The 25,077-nt window shown below is 68.8% G+C and carries 24 protein-coding genes (1 of these 24 only partly in view); 9 read left to right on the top strand and 15 right to left on the bottom strand.

Annotated elements, in window-relative coordinates:
- Positions 1-2 precede the first annotated feature (2 nt).
- The 4 genes from WDLP6_RS23715 to WDLP6_RS23700 all read right to left on the bottom strand — a co-directional run bounded on the left by WDLP6_RS23715 (position 3) and on the right by WDLP6_RS23700 (position 4,265).
- Positions 3-2,195 (bottom strand): protein-disulfide reductase DsbD family protein, encoded by a 2,193-nt coding sequence (locus WDLP6_RS23715; RefSeq protein ID WP_443083427.1) that lies wholly within the window; start codon positions 2,193-2,195, stop codon positions 3-5.
- A gap of 46 nt (positions 2,196-2,241) precedes the next feature.
- On the bottom strand, positions 2,242-2,985 hold the full coding sequence (locus WDLP6_RS23710; RefSeq protein WP_162594320.1) for an alanyl-tRNA editing protein: 744 nt from the start codon (positions 2,983-2,985) through the stop codon (positions 2,242-2,244).
- 96 nt (positions 2,986-3,081) lie between these two features.
- The gene (locus tag WDLP6_RS23705) at positions 3,082-4,119 is read right to left on the bottom strand and encodes a LacI family DNA-binding transcriptional regulator (protein WP_162594319.1); all 1,038 of its coding nucleotides are present in this window, start codon (positions 4,117-4,119) and stop codon (positions 3,082-3,084) included.
- A complete protein-coding gene (locus tag WDLP6_RS23700; RefSeq protein WP_162594318.1) occupies positions 4,116-4,265 on the bottom strand; it encodes a hypothetical protein in 150 nt (49 codons plus the stop codon). The genes WDLP6_RS23705 and WDLP6_RS23700 overlap by 4 nt, the downstream gene beginning before the upstream one ends.
- Here WDLP6_RS23700 and WDLP6_RS23695 point away from each other — a divergent pair.
- Genes WDLP6_RS23695 through WDLP6_RS23680 form a run of 4 tightly spaced genes read left to right on the top strand, consistent with a single transcriptional unit; the run spans position 4,264 to position 8,587 of the window.
- Positions 4,264-5,610 (top strand): uracil-xanthine permease family protein, encoded by a 1,347-nt coding sequence (locus WDLP6_RS23695; RefSeq protein WP_162594317.1) that lies wholly within the window; start codon positions 4,264-4,266, stop codon positions 5,608-5,610. The genes WDLP6_RS23700 and WDLP6_RS23695 overlap by 2 nt on opposite strands.
- The gene (locus WDLP6_RS23690; RefSeq protein ID WP_197910195.1) at positions 5,607-7,046 is read left to right on the top strand and encodes an amidohydrolase family protein; all 1,440 of its coding nucleotides are present in this window, start codon (positions 5,607-5,609) and stop codon (positions 7,044-7,046) included. Before WDLP6_RS23695 ends, WDLP6_RS23690 begins: the two co-directional genes overlap by 4 nt.
- Positions 7,043-7,756, top strand: coding sequence for a sulfite exporter TauE/SafE family protein (locus WDLP6_RS23685; RefSeq protein ID WP_162569540.1), 714 nt, complete (start codon positions 7,043-7,045; stop codon positions 7,754-7,756). The genes WDLP6_RS23690 and WDLP6_RS23685 overlap by 4 nt, the downstream gene beginning before the upstream one ends.
- A 12-nt stretch (positions 7,757-7,768) precedes the next feature.
- Positions 7,769-8,587, top strand: coding sequence for a creatininase family protein (locus WDLP6_RS23680; RefSeq protein WP_162594316.1), 819 nt, complete (start codon positions 7,769-7,771; stop codon positions 8,585-8,587).
- Positions 8,588-8,614: 27 nt separating this feature from the next.
- On the opposite strand, the gene WDLP6_RS23675 is transcribed toward WDLP6_RS23680, so the two are convergent.
- Entirely contained in the window at positions 8,615-9,244 is a 630-nt protein-coding gene (locus WDLP6_RS23675; protein ID WP_162594315.1) for a YbhB/YbcL family Raf kinase inhibitor-like protein, read from the bottom strand.
- Positions 9,245-9,434: 190 nt separating this feature from the next.
- On the opposite strand from WDLP6_RS23675, the gene WDLP6_RS23670 reads away from it, so the two are divergent.
- The 3 genes from WDLP6_RS23670 to cutA are packed head-to-tail and all read left to right on the top strand — an operon-like array spanning position 9,435 to position 10,422.
- Positions 9,435-9,680: a GlsB/YeaQ/YmgE family stress response membrane protein gene (locus WDLP6_RS23670; protein ID WP_162569537.1), complete on the top strand. Its 246-nt coding sequence runs from the start codon at positions 9,435-9,437 to the stop codon at positions 9,678-9,680.
- A gap of 44 nt (positions 9,681-9,724) precedes the next feature.
- Entirely contained in the window at positions 9,725-10,057 is a 333-nt protein-coding gene (locus WDLP6_RS23665) for a hypothetical protein (RefSeq protein ID WP_162569536.1), read from the top strand.
- 26 nt (positions 10,058-10,083) lie between these two features.
- Positions 10,084-10,422 carry a divalent-cation tolerance protein CutA gene (gene cutA / locus WDLP6_RS23660; RefSeq protein ID WP_162594314.1) on the top strand — a complete coding sequence of 113 codons (339 nt, stop codon included), beginning with the start codon at positions 10,084-10,086 and terminating at the stop codon, positions 10,420-10,422.
- On the opposite strand, the gene WDLP6_RS23655 is transcribed toward cutA, so the two are convergent.
- Positions 10,413-11,087: a histidine phosphatase family protein gene (locus WDLP6_RS23655; protein ID WP_162595228.1), complete on the bottom strand. Its 675-nt coding sequence runs from the start codon at positions 11,085-11,087 to the stop codon at positions 10,413-10,415. The two genes, cutA and WDLP6_RS23655, sit on opposite strands and share 10 nt — an antisense overlap.
- 182 nt (positions 11,088-11,269) lie before the next feature.
- Between WDLP6_RS23655 and WDLP6_RS23650 the strand changes: the two genes are divergently transcribed.
- Positions 11,270-14,473, top strand: a complete 3,204-nt coding sequence (locus tag WDLP6_RS23650; RefSeq protein WP_162594313.1) for an autotransporter outer membrane beta-barrel domain-containing protein — start codon at positions 11,270-11,272, stop codon at positions 14,471-14,473.
- Between the two features lie 35 nt (positions 14,474-14,508).
- On the opposite strand, the gene WDLP6_RS23645 is transcribed toward WDLP6_RS23650, so the two are convergent.
- The 7 genes from WDLP6_RS23645 to WDLP6_RS23615 all read right to left on the bottom strand — a co-directional run bounded on the left by WDLP6_RS23645 (position 14,509) and on the right by WDLP6_RS23615 (position 20,673).
- Positions 14,509-15,474 carry a threonine dehydratase gene (locus WDLP6_RS23645; protein ID WP_162594312.1) on the bottom strand — a complete coding sequence of 322 codons (966 nt, stop codon included), beginning with the start codon at positions 15,472-15,474 and terminating at the stop codon, positions 14,509-14,511.
- Between the two features lie 3 nt (positions 15,475-15,477).
- Positions 15,478-16,110, bottom strand: a complete 633-nt coding sequence (locus WDLP6_RS23640; protein WP_162594311.1) for a LysE family translocator — start codon at positions 16,108-16,110, stop codon at positions 15,478-15,480.
- Between the two features lie 2 nt (positions 16,111-16,112).
- Entirely contained in the window at positions 16,113-16,799 is a 687-nt protein-coding gene (locus WDLP6_RS23635) for a VOC family protein (RefSeq protein ID WP_162594310.1), read from the bottom strand.
- Between the two features lie 11 nt (positions 16,800-16,810).
- Positions 16,811-17,716, bottom strand: coding sequence for a PhzF family phenazine biosynthesis protein (locus WDLP6_RS23630; protein WP_174259895.1), 906 nt, complete (start codon positions 17,714-17,716; stop codon positions 16,811-16,813).
- Positions 17,717-17,721: 5 nt separating this feature from the next.
- On the bottom strand, positions 17,722-18,363 hold the full coding sequence (locus WDLP6_RS23625; RefSeq protein WP_162594308.1) for a glutathione S-transferase: 642 nt from the start codon (positions 18,361-18,363) through the stop codon (positions 17,722-17,724).
- 109 nt (positions 18,364-18,472) lie between these two features.
- Positions 18,473-19,702 (bottom strand): aminotransferase-like domain-containing protein, encoded by a 1,230-nt coding sequence (locus tag WDLP6_RS23620; RefSeq protein WP_162594307.1) that lies wholly within the window; start codon positions 19,700-19,702, stop codon positions 18,473-18,475.
- Between the two features lie 44 nt (positions 19,703-19,746).
- Positions 19,747-20,673 carry a DMT family transporter gene (locus WDLP6_RS23615; RefSeq protein WP_162594306.1) on the bottom strand — a complete coding sequence of 309 codons (927 nt, stop codon included), beginning with the start codon at positions 20,671-20,673 and terminating at the stop codon, positions 19,747-19,749.
- Between the two features lie 162 nt (positions 20,674-20,835).
- Between WDLP6_RS23615 and WDLP6_RS23610 the strand changes: the two genes are divergently transcribed.
- Complete coding sequence (locus WDLP6_RS23610) at positions 20,836-22,263, top strand: aminotransferase-like domain-containing protein (protein ID WP_162594305.1); 1,428 nt, start codon at positions 20,836-20,838, stop codon at positions 22,261-22,263.
- A gap of 6 nt (positions 22,264-22,269) precedes the next feature.
- Here WDLP6_RS23610 and WDLP6_RS23605 read toward each other — a convergent pair whose 3' ends face one another.
- Together WDLP6_RS23605 and WDLP6_RS23600 are read right to left on the bottom strand one after the other, a co-directional pair.
- Entirely contained in the window at positions 22,270-24,015 is a 1,746-nt protein-coding gene (locus WDLP6_RS23605) for a phospholipase D family protein (protein WP_162594304.1), read from the bottom strand.
- Between the two features lie 74 nt (positions 24,016-24,089).
- Positions 24,090-25,077, bottom strand: the 3' portion of a protein-coding gene (locus WDLP6_RS23600) for an ATP-binding cassette domain-containing protein (RefSeq protein WP_162594303.1). 908 nt of this gene lie beyond the right edge of the window; 988 of the gene's 1,896 nt are visible here — the last part of the coding sequence; its start codon lies beyond the right edge, outside the window; it ends in the stop codon at positions 24,090-24,092.

The following is a 25,077-nucleotide window of genomic DNA, read 5'->3' as shown; positions in this document are numbered from 1 at the left end:
GGTCAAAGTGCCGCGAGCGCTGCGCGGACCTCGTCCTTGCTCAGAATTTCCGTCAGCACGACGGGCGGCTTGCCCGGCGCCTGGAGCACGTAGACCGGCACACCGCTGCGGCCCAGCGCCGTCAGCGCCTCGGTGATGGCCGGATCGCGGCGCGTCCAGTCGGCGCGCAGCATGGCCACCTTCCTGGCGTCGAAATCGGCCAGCAGCGCGGCATCCGACAGCGTGCTGCGCTTGTTGTACTGACAGGTCACGCACCAGGCCGCCGTGAAGTCGACGAACACCGGCCTTCCCGACGCCGCGAGCTCGGTGGCGCGTGCGGCCGACCAGGTTTGCCAACGCCCGCCCTCGGAGGCCGCGACGGCCGGCGCGGCGTTTCGAAGCACGTTGCCGCCGATGGCGGCGCCCAGCAGCGCGGTGACGACGATCAACAGGCTGGCCACCACCATGCGCGTGCGGCCACGCAGCGTCAGCGCCCAGACGATGGCCGCCAGGCACACCAGCAGGCCGAGCAATGCGCCAGCGCCGTCGATGCCGCTCTGCTGGCCGAGCACCCAGACCAGCCAGGCCACCGTGGCGAAGATCGGGAATGCGAGCAACCTGCGCACGGTTTCCATCCACGCGCCGGGCCTGGGCAGCAGGTGGGCCACCGCAGGCACGAAGCCGGCGACCAGGTACGGCAGCGCCAGGCCGAAACCAAGCACCGCGAACATCAACAAGGCCTGCGCGGCCGGCAGACTGATCGCGAAACCGAGCGACGCGCCCATGAACGGCGCGGTGCAGGGCGAGGCGATCACCACGGCCAGCACGCCCGACAGAAAATCGTCGACGACCGGATGCCGGGCCTGCGCCGAGCAGAGCGAGACCGGCGCCAGGGTGCGGAACTCGAACACGCCGACGAGGTTGAGCCCGATCAGCGTGAACAGCGCCGCGAGCGCCGCGACCACCGCCGGCGACTGCAGTTGGAAGCCCCAGCCGAGCTGTGCGCCGGCAGCGCGCAGCGCCAGCATCGCCCCGCCCAGCGCCAGGAACGAGAGCACCACGCCGGCCGCGTAGGCCAGCGCAGCCCGCCGATGGCCGTGGCCGTCATCCGCGCGGCGGGTGAAGCCCAGCACCTTGATCGCCAGCACGGGAAACACGCAGGGCATCAGGTTCAGCAGCAGGCCGCCGAGCAGCGCACCCAGCAGCGCCGTTGCAAAACTGCCGGAAGGTCGCAACGGCGCTGCCGCGGCGGCGGCGTTGGCTGCGAGTGCCGCCGTCAGCGCCGGCGGTACCTCCGTCTTCGCCGCAGCGGCGGGTGGCCAGTCGCCGCTCACCGGCGCTTCGGTGCGCCAGGCGACCGGCTGGCCCGCTTGCCGATCACTTTCCGCGAGCGCCACCACGATCGGCATCACGGCCGGGCTTGCGCTGCGCTGGTCGTCCAGCGGCACGTCAGCCGTCCAGCTGTCCCCTTGCCAGGCCTGCGTCCAGTCCTTGCCCTGGACCGCCGCCGTGTGGATCACATCGCCTGTCTCGGGAAAGAATTCCAGCGTCTTGCCACGCACGAACGCCGGCAGGTCGTCGAGCCGCACCTGCAGCCGCTTGCCGACCACGGCGACTTCGCCGGGTTTCGTCAGCGCCGCAGGCTGCGCGGCCAGCGCGGCATCGAAGTCGCTCTTGTGCAGCGCGGTCGAACTCTGGAGCGGCAGCTTGAGCAGGAACTCGCCTTCCTCGGGCACGCACTCCTGCCGGCAAACCAGCCAGGAGGCCTTGAGTCGGACATCGAGTTCGCCGCCGCCCGTGAGCGCCAACGGTGGCTTGAAGTCCGGCGCCACGGTCAGCGGCACCGGCAGCAGCACGGTGTCTTCGTAGCCGTAGTTGGCCAGGTTGCCGATCGGGATCTTCTTCGGCACCGGCCAGACGATCTCGCCGGCGGAAACGCCGGCCGGCAGCGACCAGGCGAGTTCGGTCGGCAATCCGGAATCGCCGGGGTTCTTCCAGTAGGTGTGCCACTGCGGCTGGTGCGTGATCTGCAGCCCGACCCAGATCGGCGCACCCGGAGCGACGCCATCCGGCGCATCGGCAATGAGCTCGGCCCGCACGTGCGGCGTCGTGACGACGGATCCGACGCGGGAGGACAGTTGCGCGGCCGCCGGCATGCAAGTGGCGAGCGCGGCGAGCAGGATGCCCGCGAAACGAAGAGGAAGCGAAAAGGCCATGCAGCTCAATCGGAGCGGCCGTGGTGGGCGAAGTTCCGCCCGAAACTCATGACGCCCATCCGAGCATCACCCGGCGGCTGTTGGCGCTCTTCTTTTCGATCTTGGTCACGACCACGGCGCCGATCTCCTCGGTGTTCGCCACATGGGTTCCGCCGCAGGGCTGGAAGTCGATCTGCTCGGCATCGCCGATGCGGACCGTGCGGACCGTGCCGGTGCCGCGCGGCGGCTGCACGCTCATGCTCTTGACGAGCGCCGGGTTGGCGTCGAGTTCGTCGTCGGTGATCGCGCCCACCGTGAGCGGATGGGCCGCCGCGACCAGCCGGGCGAGGCCGGCCGTGAGCAGTTCCTTGTCGAGCGGATCCGTCATGTGGAAATCGAGCCGTGCGTACTCGGGCGTGATCGAGCAGCCGTTGACCGGCTGCGGAACCAGATGGCACAGCAGATGCGTCGCGGTGTGGAAGCGCATCAGCTTGTGGCGGCGTTCCCAGTCGAGCCGGACCGTCACCGCATCGCCCGGCTTCAGGCCGGCGAGCAGATCGGCCTGTTCGGGTGCGGGCACGTGAAGGATCTCGGCCGTCGGGCGGCCCTCGGCGTCCTTGGCCTTGCGCGTATCGGCGATCGCAAGTTCGCGGCCATCAGGCAGAAGCAGCCGGCCGCTGTCGCCGGCCTGGCCGCCGCCCTGTGGATAGAACACGGTGCGGTCGAGCACGATGCCGGCCTCGTCGACGCGCAGGATGCGCGCCTCGCAGTCGCGCAGGTAGGCGTCGGAGCGGAACAGGTCGTCGGTCATCGCCCGATGGTAGCGGCGCTGCCGCACCAGGGTGCGCTCACGCCGGAAAGCGCCCACAGCGGGCAGCCGTTTGGCCGTCCGCCGCGCCTGGCCCGCTCAGCCGCCCGTGCTTTTGCGCGCGGACGATTCGCGTGCCACGAGGTCGGCGGCCGGCCCGGCCACCGCTCGGCGGCTCAGGTCGCCTCGCAGGTGGTCGAACAGCAGATCGATGGCTTCGTGGGCGACCTGCTCCAGGTGCAGATCCACGGCCGTGAGCGGCGGATTGCAGGTGCGCGCGCGAACACCGTCGTAGCGCGTCGCGACCATCACGTCCTGTGGAATGCGTCGGCCCGATTCGGCGATCGCCTTCACCGCGCCGGCCGCGAAGGCGTCGACCGGCACGCACAAGGCGTCGATGTCGGGATGCGCCGCCAGCAGCGCACGCGCCGCTTCGCGGCCACCGTCCTCGCCGCGGACTTCGTCGGCCAGCGACAGCAGGAACGGCTGCCTTCGCGCGGTGACGACCTCCCGGTAGGCCGCCTGCGCCTCCAGATAGGAATTGCGCTGCGCGGAGCCCAGGATCATCGCGACCTTGCGGGCCCCCTGCGCGTAGAGATGATCGAGCAGCAGCCGCGTGGTCTGCGCGGAATGGATGTCGACGTAGGGCACCGCGCTGCGGGCGCCGCCGGGCTTTCCGATCGCCACCACCGGCAAGCCCCGGCGCTTGAGGTACTCCATGTTGGGATCGCCGGCCGAGGGCTCGATGACCAGCGCGCCGTCCACGTCCAGAAGTTCCAGCGGAACCTGTCCGCTTTCCATCGGCGGTGCCAGCACCAGGGCCAGACTGCGATCGAGCGCCGCGCTGGCCGCGACCGCCGCGATCTCCATCAGGAAGCCCAGGCGCGACGGGCCGCCGGCCACCGCGAAAGGCATCGACGACAGCAGAACGATCATGTGCGCTTCGCCGGTGCGCAGCCGCTGGGCATGGCGGTTCGGCCGGTAGCCCAGCTTGAGCGCTGCCTTCTCGACCCGCGCCCGGGTGCGCGCATCGACCTGGCCGCGCGCGTTCAGTGCGTGCGACACCGTGGTCGGCGACACCCCCGCTTCCCGGGCGACGTCCTTGATGGTCACCCGCCGCGTCGTATCGGGATTCATGCTGTTGACTTTTTCCAAAGCGGTGATTCAATCCCCAAATCGTTTTGGGAAATGCCCTGAAATGTACTCCACCCGCCTTCCGGCGGTTTTTTTGCCAACCTGCCCAAATCGATTTGGGTGCCAGTCCGATCAAAGGAATCGATCATGTCCCGTGTATCCGATACGCCTGCCGTCGACGCCGTGCTGCCCCTGGGGCAATTGCTCGTGTTCGGCTTGCAGCATGTGCTGGTGATGGCGGCCGTGCCCATCACCTCCGTCTTCCTGGTGGCCAAGGCACTGGGCCTGTCGCAGGCGCTGACGGTGAACCTGATCAGCGCGACCTTTCTGCTGTGCGGCGTGGGCACGCTGCTGCAGTCCTTCGGTCCCTGGAAGTTCGGTGCCCGGCTGCCCTTCGTGATGGTGCCGGGCGGCGCGCCGATCGTGATGTTTTTGACCATCGCGCAGCAGCGGGATCTGCAGACTGCCTCGGGCGCGGTCATCCTCACGGCCTTGTTCTACTTCGTGGTACTGCCGGTGTTCTCGCGCTGCCTGAAGTACTTTCCGAAGATCGTCATCGGCACGCTGCTGCTGCTGGTCTCGATCAACCTGGTGAAGGTGTACGGCGGCATCATCGCGGGCCGGGCCGGGACGCCCGGCTTCGCGGACCCGGCGAACATCGGGCTCGCGCTCGCGACCATCGGTTTCACGGTGGTGTTCGCGCGCCTCTTCAAGGGCATGCTGGGCCAGCTTGCCGTGCTGCTGGGCCTGCTCGCGGGCTCGATCGTCGCCGCGCTGTTCGGCATGATGGACTTCAGCGGCGTCGCAGCCGGACCGGTCTGGAGCGCGCCAACGCTGCTGCCCTTCGGCATGCCGCATTTCGACGTGGTCGCGGCCGTGCCGCTCCTGATCTTCAGCGTCATCTCGATGGTCGAGGCCACCGGCCAGACCGTGGCCGTGGCCGAAGTCGTGGGCCGGCCGATCGACCCGCGCGACGTGGTGCCGCGCACCATCCGCGGCGATGCGCTGATGTCGCTCATCGGTGGCTTCTTCGGCACCTCGATGATCATCACCAGCGGCGAGAACATCGGCATCGTGCGGGCCACCAACGTGCGCTCGCGCTATGTGACGGCGACGGCCGGAGCGATCCTCATCCTGGTCGCACTGTCGGCACCGCTCGGGCGGCTGTTCAACGCCATTCCGTCGGCGGTGGTCGGTGGCACGGCGATGGTGGTCTTCGCGATCATCGGCACCATGGGCATCGACATGCTGCGCAAGGTCGACCTGCACGAGCGCGGCAACATGTTCGTGCTCGCGGGGGCCTTGACGATGGGTCTGCTGCCGATCCTGGTGCCGGGGCTGTACAGCAAGTTCCCGGATACGCTGCAGCTGGTGCTCGGCAACGGCCTCGCGATGGGCTCGCTCACGGCCATCGTGCTGAACATCGTCTTTCATCATTTCTCCGCTGCGCGCACCGAGGCGGCCGTGAACGAGACGGCGCCTGCTTCGCAATGACCACCCTTCCGAACGCCATGTTCCCTGAACTCGATGTCGCGCAACTCGCGGCCGACGAGCTGCTGCTCGTCCCTGACCACCTGATGCTGCGCGACGGTCCGGTGACCGACCATGCCGTGCTGGTCTCGGGCCACAAGTTCCGCGACCTCGGGCCTGCCGAGGTGCTCGCAGCGCGCTATCCGCGGCTCGTGCCCGTGCGCCTGCCCGGCAAGCTGCTGATGCCGGGGATGATCGATGCGCACCACCATCTCACGCAGTCCTTCGGCAAGTCGCTGGCCTATGGCGAGCCGTCCGAGATCTTCCGCCGCGTCTGGGTTCCGCTCGAGTCGAGCCTGGATGACGAGTTCGTCTTTCTGGTTTCCAAGCTTGCGGCGCTGGAGTCGCTGCGCGGCGGCTTCACCACCGTCTGCGATGCGGGCACGCGCGCCAAGGGCGACATCGGCGCCGTCGCCGCCGCCACGCGCGAGGCCGGACTGCGCTGCGTGCTGGGCCTGATCTGCAACGACGGCGGCAACGACAGCAGCGCCGCCGAGCGCGCGGCGCTGAAGGCGCAGGCGGAGCGCTTCCTGCAGCAATGGTCGGACGATCCGCTGGTACACCCCTCGCTTGCGATCTCGGTGCCCGAGGCGGCCTCGGACGAGATGCTGGTCGCCGTGTCGAAGCTCTGCGCCGACGCGCGCACGATCTTCCAGACCCACGTCAACGAGCACCTGGCCTCGGTCGAGCGCTCGGTCGTGCAGCGCGGCATGCGGCCGCTCGAACTGCTGGCGCATCTGGGCGCGCTCGGCCCGCAGGTGCTGATCGCGCACGGCACCCTGGTCACGCCGCCGGAACTGAACCTGCTGCGGCAGACCGACACCGCCGTGAGCTACAACCCGGTGGCCAGCCAGTGGAAGGGCAATGCGGTGGCACCGGCGCAGATGATGGCCGCGCTCGGCATCCGATTCGGGCTGGGCACCGATGCGACCCGCAGCGACGGCTTCCGTCTGATGGATGCGGCCGAGGCAGCGCAGAAGCTTGCCTTCGGCCTCGGCATCGGCGACGCCTCCTGCGGCGGCGGCTGGACGTGGTTCGACCATGCGACCCACGCGGGCGCGAAAGCCATCGGCCTCGGCCACCGGATCGGCGAGATCGCGGTCGGCAAGGAGGCCGACTTCCTGATCGTCGACATCGACACGCCCGAGATGTGCACCTCGGTCGATCTGACCTGGGACCTGGTGCGCCTGGGCAACCGGGACCAGATCACCGCCGTCTTCGTCGCCGGGCGCCTGCGCCTGTGGCAGGGATGGCCGCCGGATTGGGACGCCCGGACCCTTCAGCGGCAGGTATCGCGGATCGCGCACGAGGCGATCGCCCGCGCGCCCATCCAGCGCCTGCATCCGCCCGCGGCCGAACACCGCCTTCTTTCCGCCGCCAACAGCCGGACGCCACAGTGAGCCTCGATCATCTTCTCCTCATCTCCCTCGTCGTTTTCTTCGCGGCCTTCGTCCAGGGCTCGACCGGCGTCGGCTTCGCGCTGATCGCCGCGCCGGTGGTCGGCATCCTGCAGCCGGCCTTGCTGCCGGTCTGCGTGCTGGTGCTGATGCTGCCGCTCAATCTGTACGTGGTGTGGCGCGAGCGCACGGCGGTCGACCGCGTCGGCGCGGGCTGGATCACGGGCGGGCGCATCCTGGGCACCGCGGGCGGCCTCTGGGTGCTGGCGGCGCTGAGTGCCAGCCACCTGTCGCTGTTCGTCGGCGCCTCGACGATCGCCGCCGCGCTCGTCACGCTGGTGATGCCGGCCTTCTCGCCGGGCCGGCCGGCCTTCATCGCGGCCGGGCTGGTCACCGGCGTCACCGAGACGGCGACCGGCATCGGCGGTCCGCCGCTGGCGCTGGTGTATCAGCATCAGGCCGCGCCCACCATGCGCTCGACCGTCGCGCTGTGCTTTCTCGTGGGCGAGCTGGTGTCGCTGGTCACGCTGATGGTGGCGGGGCGCATCAGCGCGTCGCAGCTTTCCGCCGCGACGAGCCTGCTGCCGGCGCTGGTGGTGGGCGCCGTGCTCAGCCGCATGGTCCATCGCCGCGTCAACGGGGGATTTCTGCGGGTCTTCGTCCAGGTCTTCGCGATCGTGTCGGGCCTCGTGTTGCTGGTGCGCGCTTTCTGAGAAGATCGCTGGATGTCCGCACCTGCCAGCCGTTTCTGGTCTCGCCTCACGACGCGCGATTTTGGCGCGCTCGATCCGGCCACGACCGTGGCGGTGCTGCCGCTGGGTGCGACCGAGCAGCACGGGCCGCATCTGCCGCTCGGCGTGGATTCGACGCTGGTGGACGGCATCGTCGCGGCCGCGTTGCCGCTGCTGCCCGCCGATGTGCCGGTGCTCTTCCTGCCGACCCAGCAGATCGGCCTCAGCCCCGAACACGCGAGTTTCCCGGGCACCCTGACGCTGTCGGCCGAAACGCTGATCCGGCTCTGGCGCGAGATCGGCGCCGGCGTGGCGCGCACCGGCGTGCGCAAGCTGGTGTTCTTCAATGCGCATGGCGGTCACGTCGGTGCCATGGACATCGTCGCGCGCGAGCTGCGCGCGGCGCACGGGCTCATCGTCTACAGCGTCAGTTGGTTCAACCTGCCCCTGGGCGACGCCGGCGCGCAGTTCAGCGCCGACGAGCATCGCTTCGGCGTCCATGCGGGCGAGATCGAGACCTCGATGATGCTGGCGCTGGCGCCCGAGCAAGTGGTCATGGGCGAGGCGCGCGATTTCGGTTCGACCTCGCGTCAGCGCGCGGCCGACTACGCGATCCTCGGCAATGGCAGGAGCGCGAAGCTCGGCTGGGCCATGGAGGACTACAACATCGAAGGCGCTGCGGGCAACGCTGCCGCGGCGACGCCCGAAAAAGGCCGCGCAGTGGTCGATGCCGCTGGCCGCCAGCTCGCAGCGTTGCTCCGGGAAGTGTCGCAGCTGCCGCTCGCCACCGCGAACAACGCAAGGCAAGACTGAGCAACCGGCACCGCGAGCTGTCCGTGCTCAGCCGGCAATCACCGGGCCGACGGGTGCCGCTTCGTCGATCTTGATCGAGCCATCGGGCCGCTCGCAGGTGCCGATCAGCAAGCCGCTCGCAAGCGCGTGCGCGCGCAGGGCATCGAACACCTCGTCGCGGCCCGGCGCCTGCGAGAACGTCGGTGCCGCGTCGAGCGCGAAGAGCTGGAAGGCGTAGCGATGCACGCCATGTCCCGGCGGCGGATCGGGCGGCAGCCACGCAGCCTGGAGGTACGAATTGCGTCCGGTGTGAACGCCCGTGCCCGGCGTATCGGTGCTGGCAAGCGCCGCCTCGGCCAAGGCGCCGTCGCCGGCCGGCAAGTCCACCGCGATCGCGTGCACCAGCGGATGCGGCGTCGGCGAGTCGGCATCTTCGACCACCAGCACCAGCGAGGCCGCATTCGAGGGCACGCCGGTCCATTGCACCGGCGGCGACAGGCCTTCGCCATCGGCGGTGTAGCGTGGCGGCAGGGGCGCATGGTCGGCAAAGGCCAGGCTGGTCACGGAGATCGAGCCCATGCCCTGGCGCAGACCGAGAGTGTTGAAGACGATCGCGTCGAGCCCGGCACGCACGTCGTGCAGTGCGTGACCGATCGCGCCGGGCAGTTTTTCGAGCATGGTCCCTGTATAGCGCGTGCGGGATGGATGCCATGTAGGACGTGATTGGACAGGCATCGCGCGAATGCCCGGTCCCCGCAGGGCCGCTCGCCGATGCGCCCGTCAGTGCGTCGGACGGCAGTGGCTCCGCTATCATGAAAACGGCGAGTCCCCTGCGGCGCGTCTTCGATTCAATCCCTCAAGGAACCGTATGAGCATCATTTGGACCATCCTGATCGGCTTCGTGGCGGGCCTGGTGGCTCGCGCGATCAAACCCGGCGACGATTCGGCCGGCTTCATCATGACCACGCTGATCGGCATCGCCGGTTCGCTCATCGCCACCTATGTGGGGCAGGCGATGGGCTGGTACATGGCGGGGCAGGGCGCCGGTTTCATCGCTTCGGTGGTCGGTGCGATCGTGCTGCTCTTCATCTACGGCATGATCAAGCGCCGCTGACCACGCGCGGGCACGACCGCGCTGCCCATGACGCTGCTGCACCGATGGCCCGAAAGCCCAAGGCACATCACCACGTGTATGTGGTCGAACTCGACGACCAGGTCTGGAACAACGCCCGCTTCCGGCGCGCCAATCCCGATTGGCGGCTCGGCAAGCCCTTCGTGTACGTCGGCATGACCGGGCTGGACCCCGACCTGCGCTTCGACAAGCACAAGGCCGGCATCCAGGCCAACAGCTTCGTTCGCGACCACGGATTGCGCCTGCTGCCGGCGCTGTACGCGGTCTACAACCCGATGCCCTACGAAGTGGCCCGCGAGATGGAAGTCGAGCTCGGCATCGCGCTGCGCGAAGCCGGCTACGGGGTCTGGCAGGCCTAGGCTCGCCGCTGGAACGGAGACGACCCATGGAAACGCAGGCCTGCATCGTGATGACCACTACCGGCACCGAGGACGAGGCCGAGGCACTGGCCGCGGCCATCGTCGAGGCGCAGCTCGCGGCCTGCGTCCAGGTGCAGCGGGTTCGCAGCTTCTACCGCTGGCAAGGCGTTCTGCACCGCGAGCCCGAGTGGCTGCTCTCGATCAAAACCATCGGGGAGCGCTATGCCGCGCTCGAAGCCTTCATCCGCGAGCGCCACAGCTATCAGACACCGGAGATCGTGCAGGTGCCTATCGCCTGCGGCTCGGCCGACTACCTGCATTGGCTCGACGCGGGCAGCCGCCCGGCGCCGCCTCCTCAAGCGTAGGTGATCCAGTCCTCGTAGGCCGGCCCGTCGAGGTGCGGCAGCGTGTTGTAGGTCACCAGCATGTGGCGCTTGGGCGTGAATGCGAATTCGGTGATGGCGGTGTTGCGGATGCGCAGGTTGAGTTCGATCGTGGTTTCGGGGCTGGTGCCGAGCACATGGCCGACCGCGGTGCTGATCGGACCGCCGCTCGAGACCACGAGCACCCGGGCGCCATGGTGCTTGCCGCGCACGTGATCCAGCGCGGTCGTCACGCCGGCCAGGAAGTCGAGGTAGCTCGGCATGCCGGCCGGCGCGGTCTTCCCGCGCATCCATGCGCCCAGGCCTTCGCGCAGCAGGCGGAAGTGATGGCGGTACTTCTCCGGTGAGTCGGGCTTTGGCAGCTGCTCCGGATGAATGGTCGCGATGACCGCCTCGGCGTCGTATTCGTTCAGGCCCGGCCAGCCCAATACCTCGCGATCTGCCAGGCCCAGCCCTTCGGCGATCCCTTCCCAGGTTTGCCGATGGCGCTTCAGGGTGCCGGTGATGACGGCATCGAAAGTCATGCCGCGCTCTCGCCAGTATTCGCCCAGCCGGCGGGACTGGCGATGGCCGAGCTCGCTCAGGTTGTCGTAATCACTGGCGCCGAAGCTGGCCTGCCCATGCCGCACGAGGTAGAGGATTCCCATGCGCAGGATTCTGCCCAGCATCGTCCGTGAACTCGGTCACGGTCGTGACCTTGCATTGACGCAACGGAAGTGTAAACAATTGAGTCATAAAGTTCTCAATATGTAAGAATAGGTACTTTCGTAGTCGTTCGAATGCAACACATTCGCAACGAGGCAAATTCCACCAAGAGGACGCAGGAGCAATGAACAAGGCATATCGCAGCGTATGGAACCACGCGTTGAACGCATGGGTCGCGGTTTCGGAGATCACAGTAGCGCGTGGCAAGCGTTCCGGTATGGCCACCTTGCTGGTGGGCGCCGGCCTGAGCGCACTGGCGGCGGCCAGTGCGGCGCAGGTCTTCAACTATGACGATCCTCCTGCCCCTCCAGGCCAGGGGACCAGCCCGATCACCGTCACCGCGCCCGTGGATGCTGAATTGCACAGTACCGGCACCGGCACGGCGACCCAGACCGGCGACATCAACGGAACGGGCGCAGTCCTCAAGACCGGCGCCGGCACCATCATCCTGAGCGGCAACAACGGCTACCAAGGGGGCACCACGATCAGCGCAGGCGCGCTCGGCGCCTCGTCCTCCGCCAATCTCGGCACCGGCGGCCTGAATTTCCTGAACAACGCCAGGCTGATCACGCAGGCGGACAACGCCAGCTTCACGCAAGGGATCAATCTGGGCGCCGGCGGCGGCACGCTCGATGCCGGCGACCACGTCAACAACACCTTCAGCGGCCAGATCACCGGCTCCATCGGGGACGCGCTGTCGCTGACCAACTCAGGCACGAACAACGCCCTGACCGCGCGCTTCATCCTCGACAACGCGACCAACAGCTACAGCGGCGGCACCCTGATCGGCGGCGGGACCGGCCGTACCACGGTGCAGACACCGACCACCGGTTCTCTCGGCACGGGCGCGGTCACGTTGCTCGGCAATGCAGAGCTGGACATGGTCGGCGGCAGCCTCGGCGCTCTTGCCGTCACGGTCCAGACGAGCAGCAACGTACTGGGCACCAACAGCGGTGTCCAGTTCTCGAACGCCGCCAGTGCCGGGAGCGCGACGGTGCAGATCAACGGCACCGGATCCTTCGTGGGCTTCGCCAACACCAGCACGGTCGGGTCGGCGCAGATCACGAGCAACGGCGGCCGGCTGATGTTCAACGACTCCGCCAGCGGCGGCTCATCGACCATCCACAACAACAACGGCGTCGTCTACCTCTCGGACACCAGCGACACCAGCGGCACCACGATCGACAACGCCGCAGGGCGTGTCTACATCAACAACATCGTGTCCAACGCATCGATCGGCTCGCTGTCCGGCGCGGGCGATGTCGTGCTGGGCTCCAAGATTCTGACGGTCGGCGGCCTCGGCAACACCGACACGATCAGCGGCGTGATCTCGGACACCGGGGTGGCGACCCTCGATTCGCTGGGCGGGTTCTACAACACCGCGGTGACCGATGTCGGCGGCTCACTGGTGAAGGTCGGTACCGGCACGCTCACTTTGACCGGAACCAACACCTACACCGGCGGCACCACCATCAGCGCCGGCACCCTGCAACTGGGCGACGGCCACAGTTCGGGAAGCGTCCTGGGCCCCATCGTCGACAACGCCGCACTGGCCATCGATCGCTCGGACACCTTCACGCTCGCCAACCAGATCACCGGCACCGGCACGCTGGCGCAGAACGGCACCGGCACCACCGTGCTCACCGCCGCCAACGCGTACCAGGGCGCCACCTTCGTGAATGCCGGCACGCTGCGCGCGGGCGCGGCCGGCACCTTCAGCGCCGCCTCGGCACACACGGTGGCCACCGGTGCCACGCTCGACCTGGCCGGCTTCAACCAGACGGTGGCGTCGCTGTCCAATGCCGGCACCGTTTCTCTGGTGGGCTCCGTGCCTGGCACGACGCTGACGGTGAACGGCAACTACGTGGGCAACAACGGCACGCTGGTGCTCGGCGCGACGCTCGATGCAATCGGCACGTCCGACCGCCTGGTGATCAACGGCGGTTCGGCAACCGGCCACACGACGCTGCAGGTGACCCAGCTCGGCGGCCTCGGCGGCCTGACCACCGGCAACGGCATCGAGGTGATCACGGCGCAGGGCGGCGCCACCACCACCGCACAGACGACCAAGGATGCCTTTGCGCTGGGCGGGACGGGCCACGTGGATGCGGGCGCCTTCGAGTACCGCCTGTACGCGGCCGACGCCGGTGGCGCCGGGGAGAACTGGTATCTGCGCTCGAGTGTGACGCCGCCGCCTCCACCGCCTCCACCGCCTCCTCCACCGCCGGCCCCTCCGGCACCGCCCGCGCCTCCCGCGCCGCCGGCGCCCCCGGCGCCACCCGCACCGCCGGCACCCGCACCTGCCCCGACGCCAGCACCGGCGCCCGCGCAGGTCACCGCGTACCGCGCCGAAGTCGCGATGCTGTCCGCCTTGCCGGCGCAAATGCGCCAGGCCGATCTGGCGATGATCGGCAACATGCATCGCCGCCTGGGCGATGACGATGCCAGCGCCCAGGCCGTCGCCAGCCTCACCCCCGCCGCAGGGACGCTCACAACCGAGCGCCGTGCCTGGGCACGGGCCGTCTACACCGACATCGACATTCGCCAGGGCGGCACGGTGAGCCCGTCCACCCAGGGCAACGTCGCGGGTGTCCAGGCGGGCACCGATCTCTATGTGTCCGCACTCGGGGACTGGCGTGCCGGCCTCTACGTGGGCAGCCTCGACGGCAACGTCGATGTCAGCGGTTCGGCCAGCGGCCTGTGGCGCGCCGTCGGCAACACCGACCTGCGCGCACGCTACGTCGGTGCTTATGCCACCTACGCCAACGCAACCGGCTTTTATGTCGACAGCGTGCTGCAATACGGCTCGCAGCGCTACACCATCCGGCCACTCGGCAGTTTCGCTGCCTCGGGCAAGGGCAACAGCCTGATTGCCTCGGTCGAAGTCGGACAGTCCTTCGCGCTCAGCAGCCACTGGAGCGTGGAGCCCGAAGCGCAATTGAGCTATCGCCGGGCCCGCCTCGACGATCTCTCGATTTCGGGCGCCCTGGTGCGGCAGGATCATGCGGGCGACTGGACGGCCGGCATCGGCGTGCGCGTGAAGGGCGATTTCGCCACTTCCGCCGGACGTCTCCAGCCCTATGGCCGCATCGGCCTCGTGCACGGCACGGGCGGTGGCGATCCGACGCAGTTCAGCAACGGCGGCTTCGTCACGGCGATCGCGAACACGGGCAGCTACACCTCGACCGAACTCGCGGCCGGCGCCACCCTGTCACTGACGAAGGTGGTGAGCATCTACGGCGAAATCGGCAAGGCCTTCAGTGCCGGCGGCGACACCAAGGTGAGGTCCTCGGTGCAGGGCGCGATCGGCCTGCGCGTGCGCTGGTAGCAGGAACGCTGAAGGCGCCGCGCGGCGCGGCGCCTTCAGCGTTCAGCCAGCACGCCGGCGAACATCGAGGCGTCGACGTTGCCACCCGACAGCGCGACGCCGACCGCTCTGCCGTGCCAGCGCGTCTGCTGCTGCATCGCGGCGGCCAGCGCGGCGGCGCCTGCACCTTCGGCCACGTTGTGGGTGTCCATGAAGAGCGCGCGCATCGCCAGCGCGACCTCGTCGTCGGTCACGGCGACCACGTCATCGGCTTCGCGAAGGATCACCTCGAGTGCCTCGGGCACGGGCGTCCGGCAGGCCATGCCGTCGGCCAGCCGCGTGCCGACCGGTGCATCCACCGGTTGGCGCGCGCGGAACGAATCGCGGTAGGCGGTCGCATGGGCCGAGACCACACCGACCAGCCGCGTCGACACGCCGCAATGCGCGCGTGCGGCCGCGGCACCGGCGAAGCCGGAGCCCAGCCCGATCGGCACGAACAGCACCTCGGGCGGCGTGCTGGCCAAGGCCTCGAAGAACTCCACATACGCCGTCGCGACGCCGCGCACCAGCTCTCGATGAAAGGACGGCACGCGATGCAGGCCGTCGCGTTCGGCCAGCAGCGCCGCATGCTCGCTCGCAGTCTGGAATTCGTCGCCATGCTCGACCAGCGTCACGCCGAGCGCGCGCATCGCCGCGTTCTTCTCGACCGAATTGCCATGCGGCACCACGATGGTCGCGGCGATGCCATGGCGCCGCGCGGCGAAGCCGACCGACTGGCCGTGGTTGCCGCGCGTGGCGCTGATCACGTGGCGCACTTCGGGATGCTCCCGCGCCAGGGTTTCGAAATAGGTCAGCCCGCCGCGCAGCTTGAAGGCGCCGGCCGGCGTGTGGTTCTCGTGCTTGACCCATACCGTGCAGCCGAGGCGCTCCGCCAGCAGCGGCCACGCGTACTGCGGCGTCGGCGGCATCGTGGCATGGATGGTGCGGCGCGCCGCCTCGATCTCTTCGCGGGTGAATCTCATTTGCTACTTCCGATCCGTGACGGCGATCCGCACCGCGAGCGCGGCCAGCACGCTGCCCATCAGGTAGCGTTGCGCGCGCAACCAGCCCTGGCTCTTCGAGAGAAAGCGCGTCAGCCCCGCGGCGCCGAGCACCAGCAGCGCGTTGATGCCGCCGCTCACGCCGATCTGCACCGCGCCCAGCGCCAGGCTTTGCAGCAGCACCGAGCCGCGATCGGGATGCAGGAACTGCGGAAAGAAGGAGAGATAGAACATCGCGACCTTCGGATTCAGCAGGTTGGTGAGAAAGCCCATGCTGAACAGCCTGGCGGGCCGGTCGTGCGGCAGCAGGCGGGCCTCGAAGGGCGCGGTGCCGCCGGGCTTCACGGCCTGCCACGCGAGCCACAGCAGGTAGGCCGCGCCCGCCAGCCGGATGGTGTCGAACGCGAGCGGCACGGCCAGCAGCAGCGCGGTCAGCCCCAGCGCCGCGGCCATCAGATGGACCAGGAAACCCAGCACCACGCCGGCCAGCGAGATCAGTCCCGCACTGCGGCCCTGGCACAGCGTGCGCGAGACGCAATAGATCATGTTCGGGCCCGGCGTGAGCACCAGCACGAGTGCGGCGAGCGCGAACCACGCGAGTTCGTTGGCGGTCAGCATGTTCAGGATCCTTGCGAGTCGAGGGTGACGATGCCGCGCGGCGTGTCGAACGCCGCGCGCAGGTTGGGTGGACCGGCCGTCAGGGGAATGCCGGCCAGGCCGATGGCACGCATCGCGACATGCAGGTCGTCCGCGCGCGGATGGGCCAGGGTCAGCGAACGCAAGCTCACGCCCGAGTCCGCCATGCTGTCGGTCGGGTGCACCGAACCCCACTGGATCAAGGTCGGCAGCGCGCCGTAGAAGAGCCGCTGTCCGTCGTCGCGCACGGTGATCTGCCACGACAGCCGGCCGGCCGGCGTGTCGCGCGAAGCTTCCAGCAGACGGCCGCGATCGATGCGTTCATGGGCCAGTGCATGCACCGCGGCCGCGGCGTTGGACACGGACACGACGAAATGCACCAGACGCGGTCCGCCGCGGGCCAGCCTGGCCTGCAGCGCCGCATCGTCGAGATCGAACCAGCGATGCGTGCCCGCAGCCCGTTGGCGCGCGGCCTTGGGATCGATCGCGATGATCTCGAGATAGGCGCCCGGAAACTGCGCCGTCGCGATCTTCGCCAGCCGGTTGTGCGTGCCCATCAGCGGATGCGCGCCGCCCGGCCCCGGCGCGATGCCGAAGGTGGCTTCGAACCAGCGCGCACCCTCTTCGAGTTCGCGGGCGGCGATCACGAGGTGGTCGATGCGCGCGGTCATTGCGCCACCCTCTAAAGCGTCACGCTGCCATCGATGCAGGTGACCGAATCGCCGCCGACCCAGACCTGGCCGTCGGCGTCGCGCATCACGTGCACGCGGCCTGCACGGCCCAGGCTCTGGCCTTGTGCCGCGATATAGCATTCCGGCAGCTGGCCCTCGGCGATCAGCCATTGCGCGAGGCTGGCGTTGAAGCTGCCCGTCACAGGGTCTTCCTCGATGCCGATCGGCGCCGCGAAGGCGCGCACTTCGAGGCCGGCCGGCGTTTCGTTCGTCCGGGCGAAGGCGCGCGCCTCGCGGTTCGAGCGCGCGATCAGCGGCTGCGCGTCCTCCACCGCGGGGATGCCGGCCACGCCCACTTTCTGGCCCAGCTCACGCAGCGTGCGATGGTCGGGCTTGAGAGCGAGCACCGTGTCCGCGTCGCTCAGCAGCAGGCCCAGCCACACCGGTCCGTTGTCGAGCATCTGTGCCGCGATGATCTGCTGCGCCTTCAGGCCGAGCGCGGCGGCCACCTTGGCCAGCATCGCCGGGCTCGGCGCGCTGCGGCGCATCGGCGGCGCGGCGAAGGTCAGCCGTTCGCCTTCGCGCCGGATCGCCACCAGGCCCGCCGCGCATTGCTGGACGATGCGCTCGGCGACCCTGGGCTTGCCGCCGGCCTGCAGCCAGGCATGGCAAGTGCCGAGCGTCGGATGGCCGGCGAAGGGCAGCTCGCCGCCTGGCGTGAAGATGCGCACGCGGTAGTCGGCTTCGGCATGGGTGGGTGGCAGCAGGAAGGTGGTTTCGGACAGATGCGTCCACTCGGCGAAGCGCTGCATCGCGGCGTCGTCGAGGCCGCTGCCGTCGAGCACCACCGCGAGCGGGTTGCCGAAATAGGGCGACGATGTAAATACGTCGACCTGCTTGAAGGGACGGGTCGTCATGGCTTTCATTCCAGGATGAGGTCGAGCACGCCGCGTGCGCCGGCGCGGCTGCGCAGGTCGGCGAACCAGCGTTCGACGTGCGGCCACGAGGGCCGCGTGTATTCGGTGGCCGGCAGCCCGAACCAGCGATGGGCCTCGCAGCCGAGCGGGATGTCGGCCATCGTGAAGTCGTCGCCGAGCATGAAGGCGCGTGTGGCCAGGTGCGCGTCGAGCAGCGCGAACAAGGGCTCGGTGGCGTTCACGGACTGCGCGATCGCTTCGGCGTCGCGCTGCGCCGGCGGCGTGCGCACCCATTGCCGGAACGCGGTGCCGCTGGCCCGGTTCAGCGTGGTCTGCTGCCAGTCCATCCATCGCTCGGCATCGAAGCGCGTCGCGAGCGGCTCCGGATAGAGCCGGCCGGCCGCATATTTCGCGCAGAGGTAGCGCACGATCACGTTCGATTCCCAGAGGGTGACGCGGCCCTCGCCTTCGCCGTCGTCGATGGCGGGCACCAGCGCGTTCGGATTGAGGCGCTGGTATTCGGGCGTCTGCACCACGCCGAACCGGCCGCCGGCCTCCGTGCGCTGGAAGTCGAGTCCGAGTTCCTGCGCGCACCACACCACCTTGCGCACGTTGATGGAGCTGATGCGCCCCCAGATGTTGAGCATGGTCAGATTCCTTTGGCGGATGGTTCGAGACGCAAGGCGAGCGGGAAGAGCGACAGCGTACCGCCGTCGATTACGGCGATGTGCATCGCGGTGCCCGGGCCGGCGCGCCTCAAGTCGGACTGGCCGCGAGCTGGCGATGTACCTCGGCGGCCGCGTTGTGCGCCAACTGTTCGCGCACGGCCTCGGCCAGCGCCGCGATCGCAGTGTCGATCTCGCCGACGCTCGCCGTCACGAAGGACAGGCGCAGCGTGCGCGGATCGCCCGTTCCCGCATAGAAGGGCGCGCCCGGCACGAAGGCGACGCCGCGTTCCACCGCCTTGGGCAGCAGCGCGACCGCGTCCATGCCTTCGGGCAACCGCACCCACAGGAACATGCCGCCGGCCGGCTTGTTGAACGCGACGTCGAGTCCCTTCATCTCGCGCGTGAGCGCGGCCAGCATCGCGTCGCGCTGCCCTTTGTAGAGCGCGCGGATGGTGGGCACGTGGCGATCCAGAAAGCCGTCCTTCATGACCTCCGACACCATGCGCTGGTTGAAGATCGGGCTGTGCAGATCGGCCGCCTGCTTGGCCTGCAGCAGCTTGGGGAAGATGGCCTTGGGCGCGACCATGAAGCCGAGCCGCAGCCCCGGTGCGAGCACCTTCGAGAACGAGCCGAGATAGATGCAGCCCTCGGGATTGCGCGCGGTGAGCGGCAGCGGCGGCGCTTCGTCGAACCAGAGGTCGCCGTAGGGGTTGTCCTCCACGATCGGCAAGCCGGCCTTGGCGGCCGCAGCCGACACCGCCGCGCGGCGTGCCTCGCTCATCGTGCGGCCGGTCGGATTCTGGAAATTGGGCAACAGGTAGACGAAGCGCGCAGCGTCGCTCGAGGTGCCGCGCGCCTTGGCCACCAGGTCGTCGACGACCACACCCTCGTCGTCGCTGGCGACGCTCACAGGCTCGGGTTCCATCGGCGCGAAGGCCTGCAGCGCGCCGAGGTAGGTCGGCGTCTCGACCAGCACGCGGCTGCCCGGGTCGAGCAGCACCTTGGCGATCAGGTCCAGGCCCTGCTGCGAGCCGGTGGTGATCAGCACCTGGGCCGGATCCACCGGCCACGGCAGCATCTCGGCCACCGCTTCGCGCAGCGGGCCATAGCCTTCGCTGGCGGCGTATTGCAGCGCGGCCTCGCCGTTGTGGCGCAGCACTTCGGCACAGGCCTCGGCGAAGGCGCTGATCGGGAAGGTCTTGGGCGAGGGCAGGCCGCCGGCGAGGCTGATGATGCCGGGCCGCTCGGTGACCTTGAGGATTTCCCGGATCACCGAGGGGTTCATCTTGTCGGCGCGGGCGGCGAGTTTCCACTGCATGTCTGTTCCTTGGTTGCGCGAGTCGTTGTCTGAATGAATGTCCGTCAGGACGCGCCGGCGAGGCGGGCCGGTGCGCGGGGCTGCGAGAGTTTCTTGCCGGCGATCACCGTGGCCACCACGGCACCGGCGAAGCCCAGTGTCACGATGTCGAGCTGCTCGCCCAGCAACGGTACCGCAGCGAGGATGGTCAGGAAGGGCTGCAGCAGCTGGGTCTGGCTCACGCGCAGCGCGCCGCCCATCGCGAGGCCGCGAAACCAGGCGAAGAAGGCGATCCACATCGAGAACACGCCGACGTAGACGAGCCCGATCCAGGCGGATGGGGCCACCGGCTGCGTCGGCCACAGCAGCAGCGCGCCCGGCAGGGTGACGGGCAGCGCCATCACGCAGATCCAGCAGATCACGCGCTCGGCGCCCAGCGCCGGCGTGATCTGCGCACCGTAGATGTAGCCGAGCGATGCCGCGAACACCGCGGCCACCAGCAGCGCGTCGGCCCAGGCGAAGCCGAAGCCGCCGCCGTGGCTGTTGGCGCGCAGCAGCGAGAACGCGATCACGAGCACGCTGCCCGCCATGGCACAGAGCCAGAAGCCCAGCCGCGCGCGCTGGTGCAGCACCCAGGCCGCGCAGGCCGCGGTGACCAGCGGCAGCAGCGCGGTGATCACCGCCGCATGGCTGGCATTGACCATGCGCAGCGCATAGCCGATCAGCAGCGGATAGCCGATCGCGTTGCCGAGCACCGCCATGCCGAGGGGCTTCCATTGGTGGCGCTTGGGCATCGGCGCACGCGTCGCGAGGAGGAAGATCATCGACAGCACGCCCGCCAGCGCCGCTCGCCCGAGGGTGACGAACCACGGCGACAGCTGCGGCGCGGCCTGCGTACCGGTGGCCAGGCGCGTCATCGGCAGGGTGACCGCGAAGAAGGCCACGCCGAGCACGCCGAGCCACATGCCCAGGGTTTCATCCTTGAGCTTCATGCGCTGGCCATCCACCAGGCCGTCGGGGCCAGCAGCGCAGTGAATTGTTGCCAGTTCATGGGACACACTTTAAACTGAGGACCATTACAGTACCAATACAGATTGACGGACAAGCTCTATGCCTGTAGCGGTCCGATCATCGACACAGCTCTCGAGACGCACATGCTGACACGGACTTCGACACAGTCGCTGACGGCCCAATTGGCGGACCGCTTCGCGGAGCGCATCCGCACCCGCCTCATGGCACCCGGCACGCGGCTTCCCTCGGTGCGCGAATGTGCCCGGCAGCAGGGCGTGAGCCCGCACACCGTGGTCGCGGCCTACGACCAGTTGCTGGCGCAGGGGCTGGTCGAAGCCCGCCGGCAACGTGGCTTCTTCGTGCGCGATTCGGTCGCCGTGCCGCCGGGGACGATTCAACCGGCGGCGAATGCTTCGGCGCAGCCGCAAGCGACGCCGCTCGTCGCCGCCGATGCGAGCACGCTGATCCGCGGCATGTTCCATCGCCCGAGCGACAAGCCGCAGCCGGGCATGGGCGTATTCCCACCCGATTGGCTCGAATCGACCTTCATGCCCGCCGCCGTGCGCCGCGTCACCGGCACCAAGGCGCTGCAGGAGTTCTCGCTGCAGTACGGCGAGCCGAGCGGTGACGGCAGCCTGCGGCGCAGCCTGTCCGCCAAGCTCGCGAGCATCAGCCTGCCGGTGGGGCCGGAGCAGATCGTGACCACCATCGGCGCGACGCATGCGCTCGATATCGTGAGCCGCAGTCTGCTGCGCGCCGGCGACGCGGTGATGGTCGAGGAGCCGGGCTGGGCGCTGGAGTTCGCGCGGCTCGAAGCGCTGGGCATGCGCATCCTGCCCGTGCCGCGCCGCGCCGACGGCCCCGACCTGGAGGTGATGGAGCGCTACTGCAATGCGGGCGAAGGCCACCGGCCCAAGCTCTTCGTGAGCGTGAGCGTGCTGCACAACCCGACCGGCTACAGCCTCACGCCCGGCAGCGCGCACCGCGTGCTGCAGTTGGCGAACAAGCATGACTTCCATATCGTCGAGGACGACACCTACAGCCATCTCGCACCGGAGTACGCGACCCGGCTCTGCGTGCTCGACGGGCTGCAGCGCACGATCTACGTCAGCGGCTTCGCGAAGATCCTCGCGCCCAACTGGCGCATCGGCTTTCTCGCGGCTTCACCGGCATTGATCGGCCGCATGCTCGAGACCAAGCTGCTCGCGACCCTGACCACGCCCGCGCTGTTCGAGCGTGCGCTGGCGTGGTGTATCGACCAGGGGCAGCTGCGCCGGCATGCCGAGCGCGTGCGCCTGCGGCTCGACGGTGCGCGCGGCCGCACCGTCAAGCTGGCGCTGGCGGCCGGCTGCACGCTGGCTTCCGAGCCGGCCGGCCTGTTCGGTTGGGTCGACACCGGCGTCGACACCGACGCGCTGACGCAGCGCATGCTCGACGAGGGCTACCTGCTCGCGCCAGGTTCCCTGTTCCACGCACGGCGACCACCGAGCACGCTGATGCGGATCAATTTCGCTACGGCACAGGACGCGACGTTCTGGAAAGTGTTCGCGCGGATCAGGGCGCAGGTCTGAGCGACGCTAGAGCATCGAGTCCGGCGCCAGCGGTCCGAACAGTTTCAGCAGCAGGCGCAGGCCGGCGCTGGCGTCGGGTTCGGTGGTCGCGTCCTGAACGCCGCTGTGTTGCGGCGCACGCCAGATCAGCCGGCCGTCGACGCGCTCGACGTGCCACGCGCCTTCTCGCAGCACGTTCTCGATCTGATGGGATGCCATCCCGGAGAGCTGGTTGCTGCGAATCAGCAGCGCGACCTCGGTGTTCTGGAGTTGCGATCGCAGATCGAGGTTCATCGAGCCCACCACCAGCAGCCGGCCGTCCATCACCAGCGCCTTGGAGTGCAGCATCGCGCGCGACTTGCCGCTGAAGTCCGAGCCCGAAGAGCCGAAGGCGCTGCGCAGGCCGGTCTGCTCGCTGCGCAATTCGTACAGGTCCACGCCGGCCGCCAGCAGCGCTTCGCGATGGCGCGCATAGCCGACATGCGCGACAGGCGCGTCGTTGGAGGCCAGCGAATTCGTCAGCACGCGGATGCGCACGCCGCGTTCGTGAGCCGCCGTGAAGGCCTGCATGATTTCCGGCCCGGGAACGAAGTAGGGCGAGATGATCAGCAGATCCTGGCGCGCCTGGCCGATCAGTTGCAGCAGGCCGTCGACCACGGTTTCGCCGTCGGCAGCCGTATCGGCCGCGGCTTCGAGCGAATGGCTGGTTCGCGCGCCGGCCTGCTTGTCGACCTGCTGGCTCACCGTCAGGCCGGGCGCCTTGCCATCGCCGGCATCGGCGCTCGCCGGGTCCGGCGGGATCTTGGCCGGCTTGTCTGCCATCACGACGGCGGGCGCCCAGACGAAGTCCGCGGTGTTCAGGTCCATCGGCTTCTCATCCCAGGCATGGGCGCGCTGTTCGGGTGTGGGGCCGGCACCGCCTGCGTCTGGTGGCTGTGCCGTCGTGGCGCTCGGATCCTGACGGGTGGCGCCGTCGGCCGCCTTCGTGCTGTCCCGGATCTTGTCGAGCTCCTCGCGCGTGACGAGCGATTGAACCGGGTAGGCACGCTCGTTGTTCCAGTAGGCGTCGAAGCTGCGCGAAAGATCCTGCACGATCGGGCCGGCCGACAGCACATCGAGATCGACGAAGTTGCCCGAGTCGGCATTGCCGAAATAGGCGTCGCCGAGATTGCGCCCGCCGGTCACGCCCATCACGTTGTCGGCAAGAAAGAGCTTGTTGTGCATGCGCTGCTGGATGCGCGATGCGTCGTCCAGCGAATTGAAGAGGCGGCCGAGCGTCGAGGAGCGGGCGCCGGCGAGCGGGTTGAACATCCGCATCTCGATGTTGGGCACGAAGGCCAGGCGCATCACCGAGGCGTCGCGGCCGGTGCTGTGGAAATCATCGAGCAGGATCCGCACACGCACGCCGCGCGCGGCTGCATCGCGCACCGCGGCCAGAAGCCGCCCGGTGCTGGCATCTGCATGGATCGAGTAGTACTGGAGGTCGAGCGTTTTTCGGGCGCCTTCCACCAGCGCGAGCCGGCTGCCATAGGCGGCTTGCGGACCAGCCAGCAGAACGAAGCCCGAATCGAAATGCGCCGCCGCGGCATCGTGGCGCTGCTGCACCAGCAGGGCGAGCGGCGTGCCGGCCGGTGCGGCGAGTGCATGGGACACTGGCCGTTCGACGTTCTTGGGCAGCTCCGCGCACGCAGGCGTGAGAAGAGCGATGGACAGCGCGAGGCACCAGCGGCGCAGCGCGGCAGTGGACGACCCAAGAGCGGGAAAGAAGGGCATGCGGTGGTCGGTGAGCGTGGACAGCCGCGTGTATAGCGCACCGGACGCGCACGGTGCGTCGGACAAGAGCGCCGTTAACCCTGGCGCGCCGAGCCGAGTTCTTCCCAGCGTTCGAGCGCGGCGAGCAGCTCGTCGTCGATCCGCGCATGGCGTTCGCCGAGCTCGGCCGCGCGCGATGCGTCGTTGGCGTAGATTGCGCCGCCGTCGAGTTCGAGGATCTCCGCGATGCGTTTCTGCTCTTCTTCCAGCGCGGCGATGCGTGGCGGCAAGGTTTCGAGTTCGCGCTGTTCCTTGTAGCTGAGCTTCTTGCGCGGCGCGGCGCGCTGGGGCGTTTCGGCCGCGGGTGGCTGTGCCACCGGTGCGGGCGCCGCCGCGGCTGCGCGCTGTGCGACGACCTCGCGCGTGCGCTTCGACTGGAGCAACCAGTCCTGCACGCCACCTTCGTATTCGCGCCAATGGCCGTCACCTTCGAAGGCGATCGTGCTCGTCACTACGTTGTCGAGGAAGGTGCGGTCGTGGCTCACCAGGAACACCGTGCCGTCATAGTTCTGCAGCAGGTCTTCGAGCAATTCCAGTGTGTCGATGTCGAGGTCGTTGGTCGGTTCGTCGAGCACCAGCACGTTGGCGGGGCGAGCGAAGAGACGTGCAAGCAGCAGGCGATTGCGCTCGCCGCCGCTGAGCGAGCGCACCGGCGAGTTGGCGCGCGCCGGCGAGAACAGGAAATCCGCGAGGTAGCTCTTGACGTGCTTGCGCTGGCTGCCGATCTCGATCCACTCGCTGCCGGGGCTGATGAAATCCTCCAGCGTGGCATCGAGATCGAGTGCGTTGCGCATCTGGTCGAAGTAGGCGACCTGCAGGTTGGCGCCGCGGCGGATCTTGCCGCTGCCGGGCTCGAGTTCGCCGAGGATCAGCTTCAGCAGCGTGGTCTTGCCCGCGCCGTTGGGGCCGATCAGGCCGACCTTGTCGCCGCGCAGGATCGTGCCGGTGAAGCGCCGGATGACGGCTTTCTCACCGAAGGACTTGGAGGCATCCGTGAGCTCGGCGACAATCTTTCCGCTGGAT

It is taken from the genome of Variovorax sp. PBL-E5 (genome assembly GCF_901827185.1).
Classification (GTDB): Bacteria; Pseudomonadota; Gammaproteobacteria; order Burkholderiales; family Burkholderiaceae_C; genus Variovorax.
The sequence above is the reverse complement of the archived record's forward strand: the minus strand, read 5'-3'. Positions and strand labels throughout refer to the sequence as shown.

Bases quoted from the DNA above. Each gene is read 5' to 3' on its own strand.
- WDLP6_RS23715 (WP_443083427.1), bottom strand. From the start codon at position 2,195: ATGGCCTTTTCGCTTCCTCTTCGTTTCGCGGGCATCCTGCTCGCCGCG.
- WDLP6_RS23710 (WP_162594320.1), bottom strand. From the start codon at position 2,985: ATGACCGACGACCTGTTCCGCTCCGACGCCTACCTGCGCGACTGCGAG.
- WDLP6_RS23705 (WP_162594319.1), bottom strand. From the start codon at position 4,119: ATGAATCCCGATACGACGCGGCGGGTGACCATCAAGGACGTCGCCCGG.
- WDLP6_RS23695 (WP_162594317.1), top strand. From the start codon at position 4,264: ATGTCCCGTGTATCCGATACGCCTGCCGTCGACGCCGTGCTGCCCCTG.
- WDLP6_RS23700 (WP_162594318.1), bottom strand. From the start codon at position 4,265: ATGATCGATTCCTTTGATCGGACTGGCACCCAAATCGATTTGGGCAGG.
- WDLP6_RS23690 (WP_197910195.1), top strand. From the start codon at position 5,607: ATGACCACCCTTCCGAACGCCATGTTCCCTGAACTCGATGTCGCGCAA.
- WDLP6_RS23680 (WP_162594316.1), top strand. From the start codon at position 7,769: ATGTCCGCACCTGCCAGCCGTTTCTGGTCTCGCCTCACGACGCGCGAT.
- WDLP6_RS23675 (WP_162594315.1), bottom strand. From the start codon at position 9,244: ATGCTCGAAAAACTGCCCGGCGCGATCGGTCACGCACTGCACGACGTG.
- WDLP6_RS23670 (WP_162569537.1), top strand. From the start codon at position 9,435: ATGAGCATCATTTGGACCATCCTGATCGGCTTCGTGGCGGGCCTGGTG.
- WDLP6_RS23665 (WP_162569536.1), top strand. From the start codon at position 9,725: ATGGCCCGAAAGCCCAAGGCACATCACCACGTGTATGTGGTCGAACTC.
- cutA (WP_162594314.1), top strand. From the start codon at position 10,084: ATGGAAACGCAGGCCTGCATCGTGATGACCACTACCGGCACCGAGGAC.
- WDLP6_RS23655 (WP_162595228.1), bottom strand. From the start codon at position 11,087: ATGGGAATCCTCTACCTCGTGCGGCATGGGCAGGCCAGCTTCGGCGCC.
- WDLP6_RS23650 (WP_162594313.1), top strand. From the start codon at position 11,270: ATGAACAAGGCATATCGCAGCGTATGGAACCACGCGTTGAACGCATGG.
- WDLP6_RS23645 (WP_162594312.1), bottom strand. From the start codon at position 15,474: ATGAGATTCACCCGCGAAGAGATCGAGGCGGCGCGCCGCACCATCCAT.
- WDLP6_RS23640 (WP_162594311.1), bottom strand. From the start codon at position 16,110: ATGCTGACCGCCAACGAACTCGCGTGGTTCGCGCTCGCCGCACTCGTG.
- WDLP6_RS23635 (WP_162594310.1), bottom strand. From the start codon at position 16,799: ATGACCGCGCGCATCGACCACCTCGTGATCGCCGCCCGCGAACTCGAA.
- WDLP6_RS23630 (WP_174259895.1), bottom strand. From the start codon at position 17,716: ATGACGACCCGTCCCTTCAAGCAGGTCGACGTATTTACATCGTCGCCC.
- WDLP6_RS23625 (WP_162594308.1), bottom strand. From the start codon at position 18,363: ATGCTCAACATCTGGGGGCGCATCAGCTCCATCAACGTGCGCAAGGTG.
- WDLP6_RS23620 (WP_162594307.1), bottom strand. From the start codon at position 19,702: ATGCAGTGGAAACTCGCCGCCCGCGCCGACAAGATGAACCCCTCGGTG.
- WDLP6_RS23615 (WP_162594306.1), bottom strand. From the start codon at position 20,673: ATGAAGCTCAAGGATGAAACCCTGGGCATGTGGCTCGGCGTGCTCGGC.
- WDLP6_RS23610 (WP_162594305.1), top strand. From the start codon at position 20,836: ATGCTGACACGGACTTCGACACAGTCGCTGACGGCCCAATTGGCGGAC.
- WDLP6_RS23605 (WP_162594304.1), bottom strand. From the start codon at position 24,015: ATGCCCTTCTTTCCCGCTCTTGGGTCGTCCACTGCCGCGCTGCGCCGC.